A 17665-nucleotide genomic window follows, 5' to 3' on the forward strand; every position below is an offset into this window, starting at 1 on the left:
TCCCCACACCCATCAGCGCCCCTTGCGGTTTGCCTGCCTGACCATGCTGCTGGTCAGGCGAGTGGTCGGGATTGCCACGTTCCCCGAGTCGCATCTATTCCCCGTTTAGGCTTCGTCTTTCCCCCGGCAGCGGTGTGGTACCGCATCACATGCCTCTACGGTGATGACCGGCTGCATTGCCATTTTTGGCTAGGGCCAATAATTGCCGTAGGCCCGTCAATGCTTACGAGGGTTCAGGCGACGATTCACATGCGTTAGCCATGCGGGTTAGGTCATTAGCCTCGTTACGTCCGTGCAATTCGGACGTATAGCGTTATCCGTCACCGGATAACACCCTCATAAGAGCGAGATATTGTTAATCGGGCTTCACACCCCAGGGTTGGCCCCTGACGCATGCCGATCTAATGAACTGGCAGGTACATGCCAGGCTCGGTACTTCCTATACAAGCGAAGTTGAGCAATGCGATTCGGAGCTTTTCGCTCCGTGCTTGGTTCAACACCCTACAACGTCTCACGACGGTGAATTTGGCTCACTGCCAGACGTTCGAGGGTGAGTTCTGCCCGGAGGGCAAGTTCACCCTCGGGTCAGACATTTTTAGTAACAATTCGATGATAGCTGAACGTTACTATCCTGTTTCTGTAACCGCTCATTGACCCATTTTAGGGTTTGAACAGATACAGCTTTTGTTATCCATCCCCGCCAAAACGAAGCGTTTCCAGGGTGTGGATTAACCAGGCTGAGCCGGTTTGTTGAATGCTTTTTCGGGCTTCAAACCCCCTGATAGCAAGGGGTTAAGGTGCCTAGGCGCATTAACCAAACCAAGCACGACACGTTCAACGTGTCGCACAAGGGCCTCCATTATATTCCTTCCCAGGTTCTATGCCACTTTGATAATCAATGCAGAAAATGCTTATGCAGGCCCGTAGATTGTGGTTTCTAGCACTGTGAGCCGAATCTCTAACATTTAAATACAAATGCGAACTCGAGATCGGGCACTCGATACAACCATGCCGTTCGTAGCTAACCCGCCCCAAACGCCCCTCTATTTTATGAGGAAATGCCGTGACCGCTTTTGGCCAGCCGTTATAGCCCGTAAATCTGCACTGACCGCTCTACCCCCCTGCCCACTCAACCCGATTCCGCCCCTGTGTCTTCCCCCGGTACAGGGCAGCATCCGCCAACTGCAGAAACGCATCGAAATCCTGCGCAGCTGTAAAAGCCCCCGAAGCGCCAAGGGTCGCCGTACAGCGAATCGGCTGCTTCACGCCTGTGCCAACCACTTCGTTGTGCTCGATCGCCGCACGCATGCGCTCGGCCAGTTGCTGGGCGCCGGTGCTGTCGGTACCCAGAGCGATGACCACAAATTCCTCGCCGCCCAAGCGGCAGACCAGGTCGCCCTGACGTGCCGTGGCCTTGAGCACAGCAGCGACGTGGCTCAGAACACGGTCACCGGCCTTGTGGCCATGGGTGTCGTTGATACGCTTGAAGTGATCGATATCCACGATCAGCAAATACGCCGGGCCAGCCGTGCGCGAGCGGAAGTGGGCGTCCAGGGCGTCCATCAGCCCGCGCCGGTTCAGCAGCTGGGTCAGCGGGTCATGCGCAGCCAGGTTGCGCAGTTCATCGGTAAGCCGGCGCAACACCAGCCACACGGCGCAGGGCGGTAGCACGGTCGCCAGGAATGACATGTAGAGGTAGAAAACCTTCTGGAAGCCACTGCCCATATCGAGGGCCGCCAGGCCACCATTGAGAATCACCGCGAACTTCATGGCATTGAGGATGCAGATGCCACCGATCAGCACGGCGAATACCAGCATCTCGACGCGCAGATCCCGGGCGAAGGTTCGCCGGCCATAAAGCACCACCACGGTCATGGCCAGAAACAACGAGGCACAGGCCGCAGCCAGCATGGCGTGACGGGCTTCGGTTCCCAGTAGCCATTGCACCAGTAGTTGCAACAGCGTGTAGCCGGCCATCAGGGTGAGCAACGGGCGCAGCACCGGCGTCGGCCGCTCGAAAAAGCGCATGGCGCCCAGCACATAGACGACAGGAGCACTGAGCGTCAGCGTGTGATTGATGACGCTCACCAGCCCCTCATCCGGTGGGCCGCCGAACAACTGCAGGATGTAGGCAAGGCCCAGCAACAGGTTGCCCAGCGCGAAGACTTCCATGCCCATTTTCTTGCCGTTCAGCCGGGTGCTGATCAGCAGGAACATCACGGAAAAGCACAGCAGGTAAACGCAGAGCATGCCGAGGATGACGGTAGTGACCATGGGTTCGCGCAAGTTGAGAGGTGGCAACAGGAGCCTAGCACTGAGGCTTTGACGCAAATCATGTGCGCCCTAGCTTCTCTCTGCGTTCCAGAGGCAATCGGCATGGCTGTTCAGGTCTGCGAATCCTAGACCTGAAGCGTCTGAGAAGGCAATCTGCCATCTCTGCACGCCTGCAGGGACAGCCTGACTGCGCTGGCCTATCGTGCGAAAAAAGAACGCCGAGTTGGCTGAGCCGGCTCCGCGATGCTGGCTACGGCTGGAGTGGGCACAGCCGGAATGCTCGGCGTGCTGGCCATGGCCGGTGCGGCAGGAGCAATCGGCGCCCTATTCGTTACCAGGGCCAGCGAAGGCAGCGCGACAAGATTGGCTGCGGCAGGCGCGACCGCCTCAGTTGAGGCGGCAGGCGAAGGGGCCGCACGCAGCTGCGTGACCGCCACAGCATCAGCAGGCGCCGAGCTGAGCGACGGGGAGCCAGCCGGCTCGACAGTCAGGCTGCCGCTAATGGCTTCAGCCAGGTACTTCTCGGTCTTTGCCTGCCGATCCGCCAGTCCATTGGTGCCGCCATTGATCTTCTTCGTGACACCGGTTACATCGCCGTTCTTGGCGGCCTCGCTCAGCCCAGGACGACTCTTCCAGTACCAGGTGGCAACTTTTGCCGCGACCTCGGGATCGGCAGCCATATCCGGATTACTCACCAAGTCTATGCCCAGCGCCTTCCCAGCGGCCTCGTAGTTGGATCGACCGCTAAGCTGCGTGTAGCCGCGCCCGCGGAACTTGTGACCATCTCCTGGCTCAGTGTTGCCCAGATTCCTGGCGCCCCATGCGCCGCCGTACATAGCCTCGCCAGTCGCCTCAGGCCCCTTGCTCAGGATGGCCTTTGTCTCGTCTTCAGTGCTGATGCCAGCGCGCGCGCCGAACATCTTTATGAACTGTTTCGGGCTGTAGCTCAGGTTCTCTTCAAGCCTGGTGAATCCAGCCGATTCATGATCCATCTGCGCCATAAAGGCGGCCTGCTCGTTCGGGTCGGTAATGCCGGATTCGGCCATGGCATGGCGCATCGCCTTCTTGCCGGTAGCGTAGCTGACCGAGTTCTTCGCCGCGCGCACGGCAGTGCAGGGGATCATCTCGCCGGTGCGCTCATCCTTCAGGTTCCTGCTGAAGGTGGGCAGCCCTGTGTCAGGCGACTTGGCGAATACGCTCAGCTCTGGCTGGATTCGAGGGATATTACGGCGGGAACCAGGCTCAACTACAAGAGCGTGCTCAACATCTACTGGATGCCGCACCTGGCACTGACGCGCATCGACCTCATCACGCCCACCCTGCTGCGCCGGATAGTCGCCGGCACCGAATGGACATCATCGGGCGTAAAGCGCAACGCCATCGTAAAACTGGCGGCAATCATGCGATCCGCTGTAGGTGATGGCCTGCTGCAGAAGAACCCGGCGGAATCGATGGAACTGCCGAAACGCACCAAGAAAGAGGTCGACCCGTTTCAGTTGGCAGAGGCAGAGCGAATCATTGATCGCCTCTACCAGACCGAGCACTGGCCAAGCCTGATCTATGCGGCGCTGTTCGAGTTCCTGTTCTTCACCGGGCTGCGCATATCCGAAGCGCTGGCGCTGCAGTGGCAAGATGTGGGCACCGTCCATATACGCCGCACAGTGGCCCTGGGCGAGCTGGAAGAGCGCACCAAGACCGGCAGCGACCGTTTCGTGCTTCTGAATCAGCGAGCGCTGCGGGCACTGTGGTTTGCCAAGGTCTACGCCGACCGGCGCTTGCTGGGTGTTGGCCGGGTCACGTCTACCCCGCATGTATTACCGCCATCGAAGGGCCAGGTACACGTTAAACAGACATCCAACGTGCACCACCAGTGGCGCCCCACCCTGCAGGTACTGGGCATTCGCTACAGGCCGCCATACAACTGCCGTCACACCTATGCGACAATGTGCCTGACTGTCAGGCCTCAACCCCGCCTTTATCGCTCAGCAGCTCGGCCACTCCGTGCAAATGCTGATCTCAACATACGCGCGCTGGATCAACTCAACCTCTGACTGGGGTGAGCTGGAAAAGCTCGAAAACGGTATCAAATCGGTATCGGAGCAAACCAGGCGTCTCTAAGCAATTGATAGGTAAGTCCTTTGATTTCCACCGCTAACATCACCATGCAGTTCGGCGCCAAGCCGCTGTTCGAGAACGTTTCCGTCAAGTTCAACAACGGCAACCGCTACGGCCTGATCGGCGCCAACGGCTGCGGCAAGTCGACCTTCATGAAAATTCTTGGCGGCGACCTCGAGCCTTCCGGCGGCCAGGTGATGCTCGAGCCGAACGTGCGTCTGGGCAAGCTGCGCCAGGATCAGTTCGCCTACGAAGAATTCAACGTGATCGATACTGTGATCATGGGTCATGAGGAGCTGTGGAAGGTCAAAGCCGAGCGCGACCGCATCTACTCGCTGCCGGAAATGAGCGAAGAAGACGGCATGAAGGTCGGCGAGCTCGAAGGTGAGTTCGCCGAGATGGATGGCTACACCGCCGAATCGCGTGCGGGCGAGTTGCTGCTGGGCCTGGGCATTCCGCTCGAGCAGCATTTCGGCCCGATGAGCGAAGTCGCCCCCGGCTGGAAACTGCGCGTGCTGCTGGCCCAGGCGCTATTCTCCGACCCGGACGTGCTGCTGCTCGACGAGCCGACCAACCACCTGGACATCAACACCATCCGCTGGCTGGAAACGATCCTCACGGCGCGCAACAGCACCATGATCATCATTTCCCACGACCGTCACTTCCTCAACTCGGTCTGCACCCACATGGCTGACCTGGATTACGGCGAGCTGCGCCTGTTCCCGGGCAACTACGACGAGTACATGACTGCCGCGACCCAATCGCGCGAGCAGTTGCTGGCCGACAACGCCAAGAAGAAAGCGCAGATTTCCGAGCTGCAAAGCTTCGTCAGCCGCTTCTCGGCCAACGCCTCCAAGGCCAAACAGGCGACCAGCCGCGCCAAGCAGATCGACAAGATCCAGCTGGCCGAGGTCAAGCCGTCGAGCCGTGTCAGCCCGTTCATTCGCTTCGAGCAGAACAAGAAACTGCACCGCCAGGCCGTGACCATCGAGAAGGTGTCCAAGGCCTTCGACGACAAGGTGCTGTTCAAGAACTTCAGCTTCACCGTCGAAGCCGGCGAGCGCGTGGCGATCATCGGCCCCAACGGTATCGGCAAGACCACCCTGCTGCGCACCCTGGTCGGCGAAATGCAGCCCGATGCCGGTTCGGTGAAATGGACCGAGAGCGCCGAGGTTGGCTACTACGCTCAGGATCACGCCCACGATTTCGAAGATGACGTGACCCTGTTTGACTGGATGGGCCAGTGGACCACCGGTGAACAGGTGATCCGCGGCACCCTCGGGCGCATGCTGTTCTCCAACGACGAGATCCTCAAATCGGTGAAGGTGATCTCCGGTGGTGAGCAAGGCCGCATGTTGTTCGGCAAGCTGATCCTGCAGAAACCCAACGTGCTGGTGATGGACGAACCGACCAACCACCTGGACATGGAATCGATCGAAGCGCTCAACCTGGCGCTGGAGAACTACCCGGGCACGCTGATCTTCGTCAGCCATGACCGCGAGTTCGTCGGCTCCCTGGCCACGCGCATCATCGAGCTGTCGGATAACGGCGTGACCGACTTTTCCGGCACCTACGACGATTACCTGCGTAGCCAGGGCATCATCGTCTGAAACTCCCAAACTCCCCTCTCCCATTTATGGGAGAGGGGTTGGGGGAGAGGGCTGGACGACAGCACTCTCAGCCCAGAAACAACAAAGCCCGCTTTCGCGGGCTTTGTTGTTTCAGCGCTCTGCTCAGGCAGTGGCGAACAGCTCGCAGATACGCTGCGCTGCACCTTTCATAGCTTCGCCGCGCGGCTCTTCACCGTAGGCCAGGCTTTCGGCGCGAACGATCTCGATGTCGTCGATGCCGACGAAGTTCAGCATGCGCACCAGATAGTCCTCATGCGCCTGGCCAGACGGCTGGCCGGCATGAATGCCACCGGCGCTGGAGGCGATCACCACGGTCTTGCCGCCAGCCAGCCCTACCGGGCCGCTCTCGGTGTACTTGAAGCTCTTGCCGGCGACGGCGATGCGGTCGATCCAGGTCTTCAGTTGGCTGGGAATGGCGAAGTTGTACATCGGCGCACCGATGACGATAGCATCGGCAGCGAGAAACTCTTCCAGGGTGCGTTCGGCCAGCTCGGCCTCGTGTTTCTGCGCGGCGTCACGCAGCTCGGCCCGGGGGGGGCATTACTCCGCTGCCCACCACCTAATGCCATGAGGAATTGGCCAATGGCAGCCTGGTTTCATTGCTGCCGCACTGGACGGTGCCTGAGGGCTATATCCAGTTGGCCTACACCCACGGGCGCGGCATGTCGCCGGCTGTCCGCGCCTGGATCGAGTTGCTCAGCGACGCATTCAGTCGCTGGAACTTCCCGCTCTGACTCAGATGCGGAACTGACGCACCAGCACCCCGAGGCGATCACCCAGGCCTGCCAGGTTGCGTGCTGTCTGCGCTCCACGCTCGGTTTCGTCGGCAACGCTATCCACAGCAAAGGCGATCTGATTCACGCTGCGATTGATGTCCTCGGCCACTGCCATCTGCTCTTCAGCGGCGCTGGCGATCTGCGTGTTCATCGGCGACCACGGCGAAACCGCGCGCGGCTTCGATGGCGACGTTGAGCGCCAGCAGGTTGGTCTGCTCGGCGATGGGGCGGATCACGTCGAGCACGCTGACGATGGACTGCACGTCCTGTTGCAAGCTGTCGAGCGATACGCCGCTACTGCGGATGTCCTCGACCAGCGAGTGAGCATGGCGCTGTTCGTTTCCGGCCTCGGCACCTTCGTCCAGGCCAAACGCATCGGCCCGATCGGCTCTGGCCTGCTGTGTTTGCAGGGCACCAGTTTCGGCTTCCTCAGCGTGATTCTCAGCGCCGGCTTCATCATCAAGGGGCGTGGCGCCAGTGAGGAGGAAATACTCGCCACGCTGTTCGGCATCTGCTTCTGCGCCGCCTTCGTCGAGATTGCCTTCAGCCAATTCATCAACAAGCTGCGCAAGGTCATCACCCCGGTGGTCACCGGCACCATCATCTGCCTGATGGGCTTGTCACTGATCAAGGTGGGCATGACCGATCTGGCCGGCGGCTATGGCGCGCCAGACCTCGGCGCCCTGCACCATCTGGCCCTCGGCGGCCTGGTGCTGGGCACCATCGTCCTGCTCAACCGCGCCTCGTCACAGGTCCTGCGCCTTTCTGCGGTGATCATCGGCCTGACCCTGGGCTTCGCCGTTGCCTGGTTCACCGGCCGGGTGGACTTCGCCAACATGGCCGAGGTACCGCTGATCAGCGTGCCGCAGCCATTCAAGTATGGTTTCGGCTTCGACTGGATCGCCTTCGTGCCTATCGCCGTGATCTTCCTGATCACTCCACTGGAGACAGCAGGCGACCTGACCGCCAACTCGATCATTTCCAAGCAGCCGGTCAAAGGGCCGGTGTACATGCGCCGGATCAAATCCGGGGTGCTGGCCGACGGCTGCAACTCGGCAGTCGCCGCCATGTTCAACAGCTTGCCGATGACCACCTTCAGCCAGAACAACGGGGTGATTCAGCTCACGGGCGTAGCCAGCCGCCATGTGGGCTTCTACATCGCCGGCATCCTGGTGCTGCTGGGCCTGTTCCCGGTGGTGGGCGCGGTGTTGCAAATGATGCCCAAGCCCGTGCTCGGTGGCGCCACCCTGATCATGTTCGGCACCGTTGCGGTGGCCGGCATCAAGATCCTCAGCGAAACCGGCCTGCACCGCCGCAATGTGCTGATCGTGGCCATTTCCCTGGGCCTCGGCCTGGGCGTGGCCGGCGTACCGGATGTGCTCTCGCACATGCCGGACGTACTGAAGAATATCTTCGGCTCGCCCATCACCATCGGCGCCTTCAGTGCCATCGTGCTAAACATCTTCCTGCCCGACGAGAACCACGAAGTCGAGGAAGACGACTACGACCCCGAGGCGCACCTGCACACCGTGCTGCAGAACCGCCCGGACGATGTAGCCAGCGACGACGACAGCCTCAAGACGCTCAGCCGCGACCTCGACCCGGCCGCCCGACCCAGCTGATCCCTGACTTAGAACCAACTCCCGGCGGCACGCTGCCGGGAGACGCACGCTTGCACGCCAACAATAAGGAAAACCGATGAAACTCAAGCATCTGCCCCACTGCCTCGCCCTGTCAGCCGGATTGTTCTCCGGCCAGCAAGCACTCGCTGGCGACCTGCTCTACTGGCAGGACAACAGCCTGTCCTACCTGTACGGCGAGAACTTCCAGCGCATGAACTTCAACGGCGAAGAACAGCGCACCCAGACCACCTTCACCTTCGAGCACGCCAGTGGCTGGGCCTGGGGCGACATCTTCTACTTCCTCGACTACATCCGCGCCGACAACCAGCAGTCGCGCGGCAGCTTCGACAACGTCACCTTCCGCCAACACGACAAGAACTCGTTCAACTACATGGAGTTCTCCCCGCGCGTGAGCCTGAGCTGGCTGACCGGGCAGAAGCTGGCCGCCGGCCCGATCAAGGACGTCTTCGCTGCCTTCACCTACGAGAAAGGCGAAGGCGGCCCAGGCCCGGAGAACTACCTGTACGGTGTTGGCCTGGACTGGGAAGCGCCCGGCTTCACCTACTTCAAGACCAACCTGTATCAGGTGAAGATCAATAACCACACCTTCTTCGCCGACAGTGACAGCAACGGCTACGTCACCCAGCTGACCGTCAGCGCGGCTTACCCGTTCAGCCTCGGCGATCAGGACTTCGTCGTCGACGGCTTCCTCGACTGGCGCTCGCCGTCGCGTGACGCCGGCACCCAGACCTCGGTCGGCTCCTCGATCCAGGTCAAGTGGGATGCGGGCAAGGCCTGTTCGGCAAGGAGCGCCAGCTCTACGTGGGCATCGAGATCAACATGTGGCGCGCCAAGTACGGCGTGAAACCGGTGGATGGGTCGGGCGATCGTTTTGACCAGACGGCTGTGCAGGCACTAGTCAAGTATCACTTCTGACCGCTGTCGCACCGCACTTGGCCGACGTCGGGTAGGGACAGCGGCCGGGTAAAAAGGGGGATGGGCGCTCGCGCCCTTCCCCCTTTTTCTTGTGCGCCCAGCATGGGCGCACTCCTGCGGGTGCAAGTCCCGCCGTAAGTTGATCACAGCGAACGAAGTGAAGCGCAACTGCGTGAGGGTGACCGAGCGTGGGGAGGAAGCGTGGAGCGTAATCTGCGAGCCGATGAACAAGAACCGGATAGAAGGCGCTATGGAGCAGGGCGAGCGGGCAATGAACCGCAAAGCTCTGGTGATCAAGGCGAAGTGGCGTAGATCCGGCGGTTGTGCAGAGAAGGAGTGCGTTCTTACCTGGGGAGATCTCGCCGCGCTGCAGGGCCGGCAACAACTGATCCACCGGCAACGCCTTGTAGCTCAGGCTAACCCCGCTATCGACGGCGAAGGCATCCAGCACCTCACGAGCGAAGCCACGGTACTGACCTTCGCCATCGAGGCTGTAGTGCGGGGCGAATGGCAGGTCCTCGACGCCAACCACGTAGGTGCGCCAAGGCAGCGGGCGTCAGCAGAATGGTGGAAAACAGGCACAGTCGTACGGGCTGCATTGAGAGCCTCCTTATTGTTGTTTTGAGATTGCGGTGAGGGCTTAGTGTCGCGTCAGGCATAAGATGTCGCTCAGGCGCAGGCCTGAGTAGGAGCCCCGCCTCGGGGCGAAGCTTTTCAGTCGCCTGAACCGGCCCATTCGCCGCAGGGCGCGGCTCCTACAAGGACTGTCCAGCCTGCTGTAATTGATGTGGCTGTCTCGACCCATAGGCAACAGATTATTCGTATCGCGACACTAACCGCCGGTCATGCTCATGAAGCGCACCACCTGCACCTGCTCGTCGGTGGCGAAATGGTGCCGCTCGGGCTTCAGACGCAACGCCTCGATCAGCGCCTGGCGTAGGCGCTCGCTGTCACCCGGATGCGCGCGCAGCAGGCGCTTGAGGTCCAGCGCGTTGTCATGGCCGAGACAGAGCACCAGCTTGCCCTCGGCGGTGACCCGCACTCGGTTGCAGTCGCCGCAGAAGTTGTGGCTGTGCGGCGAGATGAAACCTACCTGGGTCTGCGTACCGACCACCTGCCAGTAGCGCGATGGCCCGCCAGTGACCTTGCTGCTACGCACCAGCGCATGGCGCTGTTCGATACGCTGGCGCACCTCGTCGCTGGAGCAGAAGGTCTGCTCGCGACTGTGGCTGACCACGCTGCCCAGCGGCATTTCCTCGATGAAGCTGATATCCAGGCCGCGCTCGATGGCGAACTCGACCAGATCCAGCACCTCGTCGTCGTTACGCCCACTCTGCACCACGCTGTTGAGCTTGATCCTGTCGAAGCCTGCGGCACGCGCGGCGTCGATGCCGGCCAGCACCTGTTCAAGCTTGTCGCGTCGGGTGAAGGCGGCGAAGCGCTCGCGCTGCAGTGAATCCAGGCTGATGTTCAGGCGCCGCACACCCGCCGCGCGCAACGGCGCAGCCATCTCCGCCAGTTGCGAGCCATTGGTGGTAATGGCCAGGTCATCCAGCTCGTCACGCTCGCCCAGGCGCTGCAACAGGCTCAGCAGGTTCTTGCGCACCAGCGGCTCACCCCCGGTGATGCGGATGCGCCGCACACCCAGCCCGATGAAGGCATCGGCCACGGCATACAGCTCTTCCAGGCTGAAAATCTGCTGGCGCGGGGCGAAGACCATGTCCTCGCTCATGCAGTAGGTGCAGCGAAAATCGCAGCGATCGGTCACCGACAAACGCAGGTAGGTGATGCGCCGACCGAAGGGATCGACGAGCTGATGGGTATTCACGGTGGGTCTCCTGCAGCGTCACGAGCCGAGACTTTTATGTCATGGATAACGCTGTGCGCGATAGAAACAGAAAAGCGATTTCTTGTATACAGAAATTTGACCACAGAGTCAGTTAAGCGCTGAGAGCCCGTGGCCGCTGCCTTGAGCCTCGCGCAAAGCCGGTGCTACCATGCCCGACCGCCGCCCGGCGGCAGAGCAAATCACAGGGCCTTATGACCAGCATCCGCGAGCGTAACAAAGAGCTCATCCTGCGCGCAGCCAGCGAGGAGTTCGCCGACAAGGGCTTCGCCGCCACCAAGACCAGTGACATTGCGGCCAAGGCAGGCCTGCCCAAGCCCAACGTCTACTACTACTTCAAGTCCAAGGAAAACCTCTACCGCGAGGTCCTGGAAAGCATCATCGAGCCACTGCTGGCCGCCTCTGCCCCCTTCAACCAGCCGGGCCATCCGAGCGAGGTGCTGACCGCCTACATCCGCTCGAAGATCCGTATCTCCCGCGAGCTGCCGCATGCCTCCAAGGTATTTGCCAGCGAGATCATGCACGGCGCGCCGCACCTGTCGCCAGAGCAGACCGAACAGCTCAACGCCCAGGCCAAGCACAACATCGCCTGCATCCAGCGCTGGATCGATCAGGGCCTGATGGCGCAGGTCGACCCGCACCACCTGCTGTTCAGCATCTGGGCGGCGACCCAGACCTACGCCGATTTCGACTGGCAGATATCCACCGTCACCGGCAAGGCCAGCCTGGACGATGCCGACTACGAAGCCGCCGCGCAGACCATCATTCGCCTGGTGCTCAAAGGCTGCGACGTCAGCCCGATGCCATCGATGGCCTCCGAACTGGTGACCAGCGCCTGATCCTCAGCTGTGCGAACCTGGGCAATCGCATAAAGCCTTTCTCCCTCCATTCAGAGGATGGCAGAGCTCTTGTAGGAGCGGATTTATCCGCGATAACGCTCGATGAAATCGCGAATAAATTCGCGCCTACACCGTTCATGCGATTGCCCAGCCGTGCGCACCGAAAAGCCTCCGACAGCTCAATAACGCTTGGCGCGCAGCATCACCCGCACGTCGTCGTTGATCGGTAGCGCATAGTCATGGGTCGCCAGCACCACGTTGGTGGTCGGCTGGATCACCTTCAGGTTGATGAACACATAGTCCTTGCTCTCACCGTAGCTGCCGACGATCACCGCCTGGGCGTTGTGAGCGTTGGCCAGTTCGTGGATCTCGCGGGTCAGCATCAGCTCACCCTGGCTCTGCGAGATGTACACGTTGTTGCGGAACTTCATTTCCACCATGCGCTGGCCGGCCTGGGTGAAACGCGCGGAGATCTGCTCGGAAACCAGGCGACCCATGGTCGAGGAGCGATCCAGCGCGTCGACGTTGACCAACGTGGCGATGATCATGGTGCTGCCGCTGCCGGGCAACTGCTGCAACAGCGCGTTGGCGGCCTGATGGTTGGCCTGGATGAAGGGCGAGTTGCGCGCGCTTTCGTAGCTCGGGCCACTCGTCTGCGCACAGCCGGCGAGCGCCGCCAGCAGCAGAGCCAGCAAGGGAGATGCCAGACGTTTCATCACAAGCCCCCCTTGAGCGGCAGAACCGCGTTGCGGGCATACAGCCCCCAGTCGCTCTGGGTGGTGTAGTAGGCGCTGCTGGTCTGGGCGTAGTAGCGCTCGTGGCTGGAAACGCTGGTGGTGACGATCAGCTCGGTCTTCGGCACGAAAGCCCCGCCACTGGCCTTGGAGCCGAACCAGCGGACGCCATCGACGGCGGCCGTGCCGGCGATCATCGCCGCCCCCGGCGAGACGTTCTCGTAGATGTTGCGCAGCACCCACAGACCGCCGGCGATCAGGCTCAGCTCGCCGGCGGCGGCCGGACGCTGGCGGTTCTCGGCGAACTGCACGGGCTGGGCGCTGAGCTCGACCAGCAGGGTGCCGGGGCGCTCCGCACTCTTCATTACCGGATAGCCGGCACGGGTCAGCTCGGTGACCAGTTGCGCGGTGAACGCCTCCTCGAACGGGCTTTCGCTGCCCTTGCGTACCACATACAGCGGGTGTTTTTCCGGCATCGCCGCCATCAACTGGCGGGCACTGTCGCCGGCGATCAGTTGCCAGTGCGACGCCGCCTGGACGTGCTGCTGCTCCTGGGTCGGGAAGTTGGTCGGCTGCGGCGCCTGCGCGTAATGCGCGCAGCCACCGAGCAGCGTGCTGCTTGCAAGCAGGCCCATGATGATTCTTCTTTACATATTATAGATCCCTGGATAAGAGATGCGAGAGATCCCGCTTGGCCATTCGGCGCCATGCTCCAATCCCCCGCTCCGCTCGGGCCGTTTCACGCTCCCCACGACCCTTGCCCAGGTGATTGCGACATGACACTGGGCATATTAGATCATTTGTATGGCTAAACAAATTAGAGCCTAACGGGCAGGGTGTGAACGCTTAATCATTTCGCGCATGGATCTCGATATGACAACTTAGGTTTACCCGTGCGCCAGGAACTCGCAGCAATAGTCGGAAAGATCATCGCCCGCCACCGCGCCGCCATGGCTATCACGCATGAGCAGCTGTCACTGGCCCTGGATGACGACCCGATCACCATCTCCCGCTTCGAACGCAGCGTCAGCCTGCCCTCGCTGCTGACCATCCAGCGCCTGTGCGAGATCTTCGGCGCGTCCTTCTGCCAGTTCTTCGCCGAAAGCGCCGAGCCGCAGACGGCCAATGGCGAGTCCGCCGCCCTGCAGGCCATGCTCGATACCCTGTCCGGGGAGGAACGGGAATTCGCGGTGGATACACTCAAGCGCTTCTGCCGCCTGCAGAGCAGGCAGCAACGTCAATAGAGCAAAGCGCTGCGTTTCGCGGAAGCCGTGGGAGGGGCTTCAGCCGCGACGCCGGCAGCGGTACCAAGGCTCGCGGCTAAAGCCCCTCCCACATCATCAGCCCTAGGCGACGCCCGCATCCGCCTTCAGGCCGAGCGACTCCAGCGCACTCACCGCGCATTGCTCATCGATGTCCGAGGTGTCGCCGGTGATGCCGAAGACGCCGATCACTTCGCCGCGTTCATCGCGAATCAATACCCCGCCCGGCGCGGGTACCTGGCTGCCTTGAGCCAGGTTGTTCACCGCCCCGATAAAGGCCGGGCGCTGCTGCGCGTCGGCGGCGATCAGGCGCGAGCCCTTGCCCAGGGCCAGCGCGCCCCAGGCCTTGCCGATGGCGATCTACGGTCGCAACAGGCTGGCGCCGTCCTCGCGTTGCAGGCTGATCAGATGCCCGCCGGCATCCAGCACCGCGACGGTCAGCGGCGCGGCCTTTATCTCGCGCCCCACAGCCAGGGCGCGACTGCCGATGGCGTTGGCGTTGGCGTTGGCGTTGGCAAGGTAGTGATCGACAAGAGCTCGATCTCCCCCACCGCGACCAAGACCTTCGCCGAGAAGATCAAGGTCACCGGCGCCGCCTACCTGGACGCCCCGGTGTCCGGCGGTGAAGTTGGTGCCAAGGCCGCGACCCTGTCGATCATGGTCGGTGGCTGCCCGAATGCCTTCGAACGCGCCCTGCCGCTGCTGCAGGCCATGGGCAAGAACATCACCCGCGTCGGCGGCAACGGCGACGGCCAGACCGCCAAGGTGGCCAACCAGATCATCGTCGCGCTGAACATCCAGGCAGTGGCCGAAGCTCTGCTGTTCGCCGCCAAGAACGGCGCCGACCCGGCCAAGGTGCGTGAAGCGCTGATGGGCGGCTTCGCTGGCTCGAAAATCCTCGAAGTGCACGGCGAGCGCATGATCAAGGGCACCTTCGATCCAGGCTTCCGTATCAGCCTGCACCAGAAGGATCTCAACCTGGCGCTGTCCGGCGCCCGCGAGCTGGACCTGAACCTGCCCAACACCGCCAACGCCCAGCAGGTGTTCAGCACCTGCGCGGCCCTCGGCGGCAGCGGTTGGGACCACTCCGGCCTGATCAAGGGTCTGGAGCATATGGCCAACTTCAATATCCGCGGCGAGTAACAAAGCGCCCTCTCCCCCGGCCCCTCTCCCGCATGCGGGAGAGGGGAGACAAGCAGCTCGGCGTTATACCGATTTTCAGCGTACGCCAAACCAGTCCCCTCTCCCATTTATGGGAGAGGGTCAGGGAGAGGGGCTTTGCTTCTGGCCCACCCTTTCGACCTTCCTGGCAGGAGGTGTCACGGCCCGATTGCCAGGTTGGTCGATTCCACTCCCCAGATGCTGCGCGCGGCATCTGCGGACTGGAATCGATCTGCAAGAGAACACCGCCATGACCTTCGATCCGCAACGCCTGCTGCGCGACCTGTTCGCCACCGCCATCGCCGCCGCGCATCCGCGCCAGGTGCTGGCCGACCACTTGCCCGCCGACCGCAGCGGCCGCGTCATCGTCATCGGCACCGGCAAAGCTGCGGCGGCCATGGCCGAGGTGATCGAGCAACAGTGGCAAGGCGAGGTCAGCGGCCTGGTGGTGACCCGCTACGAGCACGGCGCTGACTGCAAGAAGATCGAAGTGGTGGAAGCCGCCCACCCGGTACCGGACGGCGCCGGCGAGCGTGTCCCCGCCGCCTGCTGGAGCTGGTGTCGAACCTGACCGAAGACGACCGGGTGATCTTCCTCCTCTCCGGCGGCGGCTCCTCGCTGCTTGCTCTGCCGGCCGACGGCATCAGCCTTCAGGACAAGCAGGCGATCAACAAGGCGCTGCTCAAATCCGGCGCCACCATCGGCGAGATGAACTGCGTGCGCAAGCACCTCTCGGCGATCAAGGGCGGCCGTCTGGCCAAGGCCTGCTGGCCGGCCACGGTTTACACCTACGCCATCTCCGACGTGCCCGGCGACGAGGCCACGGTGATCGCCTCCGGCCCCACAGTGGGCGACCCGACCACCTCGGCCGAAGCCCTGGCGATTCTGGCTCGCTACACCATCGACATCCCGGCCAACGTGCGCGCCTGGCTGGAGATCCACGCTCGGAAACGGTCAAGCACGGCGATCCGGTACTCGCCCGCAGCCACTTCCAGCTGATCGCCACCCCGCAGCAATCGCTCGACGCCGCCGCCAGGGCCGAGGCTGCCGGCTTCCCGGCGCTGATCCTCGGCGACCTGGAGGGCGAGGCACGCGAGGTAGCCAAGGTGCACGCCGGCATCGCCCGGCAGATCGTCCTGCATGGCCAGCCGATCAAGCCGCCGTGCGCGATCCTTTCCGGCGGCGAAACCACCGTCACCGTGCGTGGCAACGGCCGTGGCGGGCGCAACGCCGAATTCCTCCTCAGCCTCACCGAGAGCCTCAAAGGCTTGCCTGGCGTCTATGCGCTGGCCGGCGACACCGACGGTATCGACGGCTCCGAAGACAACGCCGGCGCCATCATGACGCCCTACAGCTACGCCCGCGCCGGCATCAAGGGCCTGAGCGCCCGCGACGAGCTGGACGACAACAACGGCTATGGCTACTTCGCCGCCCTCGACGAGCTGATCGTCACCGGCCCGACCCGTACCAACGTCAACGACTTTCGCGCCATTCTGATCCTCGCAATCTTGGAAACTGCAGGTGCGGAACCACCGGGCTCCTCCTTGTAGGGCGGGTGCAACCCGCCAAAGCGCTGGTGGCGGGTTGCACCCTCCCTACGCCGCAACGCCATCAACAAAACTCATGACCAAGGTCTGCCAGATGACTCCCGACAAGAAAGTGAAAATCCTCGCCACCCTCGGCCCGGCCATCCGCGACGCCGCGCATATACGCCATTTGGTGGAAGCCGGGGTCAACCTGTTTCGCCTCAACTTCAGCCACGGCGAACACGCCGACCACGCCCAGCGCTACCAGTGGGTGCGCGAGGTTGAGCGCGAGCTGAACCAGCCTATCGGCATCCTCATGGACCTGCAGGGGCCGAAGCTGCGCGTCGGCCGTTTCGCCGAAGGCAAGGTGCAACTGGTCAACGGTCAGAGCCTGCTACTGGACGACGGTCGCCTGCGCCTGAAGGTGATCGCCAAGCAGGCAGAAGCCACCGCCAGCGACGCCATCAACTGCGCCATACGCCACATCAGCTCGATCCTGCCGGTGGCGGCATTGGCCAACTACACCGAATCCGGTGCCAGCAGCCTGCGCACCTCGCGCGAGCGGCCCAAGGCGCCAATCTTGAGCCTCACGCCGAGCCTCACCACCGCCCGCCGCCTGATCGTGGCCTGGGCATCTACTCGGTGGTTAACGAACACCTGCGCAAGGTCGAGGAAGTCACCAGCACCGCCCTGGAAATCGCCCCAGGCTCAGGGCCTGGCCAAGCATGGCGAAACCGTGGTGATCACCGCCGGCGAACCCTTCGGCCAACCCGGCAGCATCAAGAGCCTGAGGATCGAAACGCTGCATAGAGCCGACGATTCTCAACGCAATAAAGAACCGTAGTCCGGATGAAATCCGGGGAATGCTCGACTCCTGCTTCCCGGATTTCATCCGGGCTAGGCATATAGCCAACGCAGGATGTCGCGGGGCCGCCAGGGCCTT

12 protein-coding genes and 7 pseudogenes are annotated in these 17665 nt (G+C 62.3%); 11 read left to right on the forward strand and 8 right to left on the reverse strand.

The genetic code is table 11. The features are described from left to right. Positions 1 to 1113: 1113 nt before the first annotated feature. Positions 1114 to 2274: a GGDEF domain-containing protein gene (locus tag PSOLE_RS06270; RefSeq protein WP_074857715.1), complete on the reverse strand. Its 1161-nt coding sequence runs from the start codon at positions 2272 to 2274 to the stop codon at positions 1114 to 1116. A 197-nt stretch (positions 2275 to 2471) separates the two neighbouring features. After that, the gene (locus PSOLE_RS06275) at positions 2472 to 3320 is read right to left on the reverse strand and encodes a glycoside hydrolase family 19 protein (RefSeq protein ID WP_157837782.1); all 849 of its coding nucleotides are present in this window, start codon (positions 3318 to 3320) and stop codon (positions 2472 to 2474) included. A gap of 114 nt (positions 3321 to 3434) precedes the next feature. Here PSOLE_RS06275 and PSOLE_RS06280 point away from each other — a divergent pair. Both PSOLE_RS06280 and PSOLE_RS06285 read left to right on the forward strand, forming a co-directional pair. Next, positions 3435 to 4392: pseudogene (locus tag PSOLE_RS06280) on the forward strand (tyrosine-type recombinase/integrase); the annotation flags it as partial. 20 nt (positions 4393 to 4412) lie between these two features. Next, positions 4413 to 5999, forward strand: a complete 1587-nt coding sequence (locus PSOLE_RS06285; protein WP_003460829.1) for an ABC-F family ATPase — start codon at positions 4413 to 4415, stop codon at positions 5997 to 5999. A gap of 123 nt (positions 6000 to 6122) precedes the next feature. Here the strand turns inward: PSOLE_RS06285 and PSOLE_RS06290 are convergent. Further along, positions 6123 to 6548, reverse strand: a pseudogene (locus PSOLE_RS06290) (NAD(P)H-dependent oxidoreductase); the annotation flags it as partial. 47 nt (positions 6549 to 6595) lie between these two features. Here PSOLE_RS06290 and PSOLE_RS06295 point away from each other — a divergent pair. Next, a complete protein-coding gene (locus PSOLE_RS06295) occupies positions 6596 to 6754 on the forward strand; it encodes a hypothetical protein (protein ID WP_003460827.1) in 159 nt (52 codons plus the stop codon). Position 6755: 1 nt separating this feature from the next. Here the strand turns inward: PSOLE_RS06295 and PSOLE_RS25265 are convergent. Further along, positions 6756 to 7119: pseudogene (locus PSOLE_RS25265) on the reverse strand (methyl-accepting chemotaxis protein); the annotation flags it as partial. On the opposite strand from PSOLE_RS25265, the pseudogene PSOLE_RS06305 reads away from it, so the two are divergent. From PSOLE_RS06305 to PSOLE_RS24370, 3 genes and pseudogenes are all read left to right on the forward strand, one after another. Next, positions 7117 to 8418: pseudogene (locus PSOLE_RS06305) on the forward strand (nucleobase:cation symporter-2 family protein); the annotation flags it as partial. The pseudogenes PSOLE_RS25265 and PSOLE_RS06305 overlap by 3 nt on opposite strands. A gap of 76 nt (positions 8419 to 8494) precedes the next feature. Beyond that, positions 8495 to 9354 (forward strand): annotated as a pseudogene (locus PSOLE_RS06310) (outer membrane protein OmpK). A 157-nt stretch (positions 9355 to 9511) separates the two neighbouring features. After that, a complete protein-coding gene (locus tag PSOLE_RS24370; protein WP_211281478.1) occupies positions 9512 to 9979 on the forward strand; it encodes a hypothetical protein in 468 nt (155 codons plus the stop codon). Between the two features lie 207 nt (positions 9980 to 10186). Here the strand turns inward: PSOLE_RS24370 and moaA are convergent, their stop codons facing one another. Next, complete coding sequence (moaA, locus tag PSOLE_RS06325) at positions 10187 to 11182, reverse strand: GTP 3',8-cyclase MoaA (RefSeq protein ID WP_074857707.1); 996 nt, start codon at positions 11180 to 11182, stop codon at positions 10187 to 10189. A gap of 212 nt (positions 11183 to 11394) precedes the next feature. On the opposite strand from moaA, the gene PSOLE_RS06330 reads away from it, so the two are divergent. After that, on the forward strand, positions 11395 to 12039 hold the full coding sequence (locus PSOLE_RS06330; protein WP_003460821.1) for a TetR/AcrR family transcriptional regulator: 645 nt from the start codon (positions 11395 to 11397) through the stop codon (positions 12037 to 12039). 179 nt (positions 12040 to 12218) lie between these two features. On the opposite strand, the gene PSOLE_RS06335 is transcribed toward PSOLE_RS06330, so the two are convergent. Both PSOLE_RS06335 and PSOLE_RS06340 read right to left on the reverse strand, forming a co-directional pair. Then, a complete protein-coding gene (locus PSOLE_RS06335; protein WP_074857704.1) occupies positions 12219 to 12755 on the reverse strand; it encodes a FlgO family outer membrane protein in 537 nt (178 codons plus the stop codon). After that, positions 12755 to 13408 carry a hypothetical protein gene (locus tag PSOLE_RS06340; RefSeq protein WP_003460818.1) on the reverse strand — a complete coding sequence of 218 codons (654 nt, stop codon included), beginning with the start codon at positions 13406 to 13408 and terminating at the stop codon, positions 12755 to 12757. The genes PSOLE_RS06335 and PSOLE_RS06340 overlap by 1 nt, the downstream gene beginning before the upstream one ends. Positions 13409 to 13666: 258 nt before the next feature. On the opposite strand from PSOLE_RS06340, the gene PSOLE_RS06345 reads away from it, so the two are divergent. Next, on the forward strand, positions 13667 to 14017 hold the full coding sequence (locus PSOLE_RS06345; protein ID WP_084340990.1) for a helix-turn-helix domain-containing protein: 351 nt from the start codon (positions 13667 to 13669) through the stop codon (positions 14015 to 14017). Between the two features lie 102 nt (positions 14018 to 14119). Here the strand turns inward: PSOLE_RS06345 and PSOLE_RS06350 are convergent. Beyond that, positions 14120 to 14524, reverse strand: a pseudogene (locus tag PSOLE_RS06350) (GlcG/HbpS family heme-binding protein). On the opposite strand from PSOLE_RS06350, the gene PSOLE_RS06355 reads away from it, so the two are divergent. The 3 genes and pseudogenes from PSOLE_RS06355 to PSOLE_RS25120 all read left to right on the forward strand — a co-directional run bounded on the left by PSOLE_RS06355 (position 14444) and on the right by PSOLE_RS25120 (position 17566). After that, on the forward strand, positions 14444 to 15178 hold the full coding sequence (locus PSOLE_RS06355) for an NAD-binding protein (protein WP_074857721.1): 735 nt from the start codon (positions 14444 to 14446) through the stop codon (positions 15176 to 15178). The pseudogene PSOLE_RS06350 and the gene PSOLE_RS06355 sit on opposite strands and share 81 nt — an antisense overlap. Before the next feature lie 268 nt (positions 15179 to 15446). Beyond that, positions 15447 to 16746 (forward strand): annotated as a pseudogene (locus tag PSOLE_RS06360) (glycerate kinase type-2 family protein). Positions 16747 to 16819: 73 nt separating this feature from the next. After that, complete coding sequence (locus PSOLE_RS25120; protein WP_373855135.1) at positions 16820 to 17566, forward strand: pyruvate kinase; 747 nt, start codon at positions 16820 to 16822, stop codon at positions 17564 to 17566. Positions 17567 to 17665 lie beyond the last annotated feature (99 nt).

The organism is Pseudomonas oleovorans subsp. oleovorans, assembly GCF_002197815.1.
In the GTDB taxonomy this organism is placed as follows: Bacteria; Pseudomonadota; Gammaproteobacteria; order Pseudomonadales; family Pseudomonadaceae; genus Aquipseudomonas; species Aquipseudomonas oleovorans.

What these genes read in the sequence shown, in the direction of transcription:
- PSOLE_RS06270 (WP_074857715.1), bottom strand. Translation starts at nt 2,274, where the DNA reads ATGGTCACTACCGTCATCCTCGGCATGCTCTGCGTTTACCTGCTGTGC.
- PSOLE_RS06275 (WP_157837782.1), bottom strand. Translation starts at nt 3,320, where the DNA reads ATGGCCGAATCCGGCATTACCGACCCGAACGAGCAGGCCGCCTTTATG.
- PSOLE_RS06330 (WP_003460821.1), top strand. Translation starts at nt 11,395, where the DNA reads ATGACCAGCATCCGCGAGCGTAACAAAGAGCTCATCCTGCGCGCAGCC.
- PSOLE_RS06335 (WP_074857704.1), bottom strand. Translation starts at nt 12,755, where the DNA reads ATGAAACGTCTGGCATCTCCCTTGCTGGCTCTGCTGCTGGCGGCGCTC.
- PSOLE_RS06340 (WP_003460818.1), bottom strand. Translation starts at nt 13,408, where the DNA reads ATGGGCCTGCTTGCAAGCAGCACGCTGCTCGGTGGCTGCGCGCATTAC.
- PSOLE_RS06355 (WP_074857721.1), top strand. Translation starts at nt 14,444, where the DNA reads ATGCCCGCCGGCATCCAGCACCGCGACGGTCAGCGGCGCGGCCTTTAT.
- PSOLE_RS25120 (WP_373855135.1), top strand. Translation starts at nt 16,820, where the DNA reads ATGACCAAGGTCTGCCAGATGACTCCCGACAAGAAAGTGAAAATCCTC.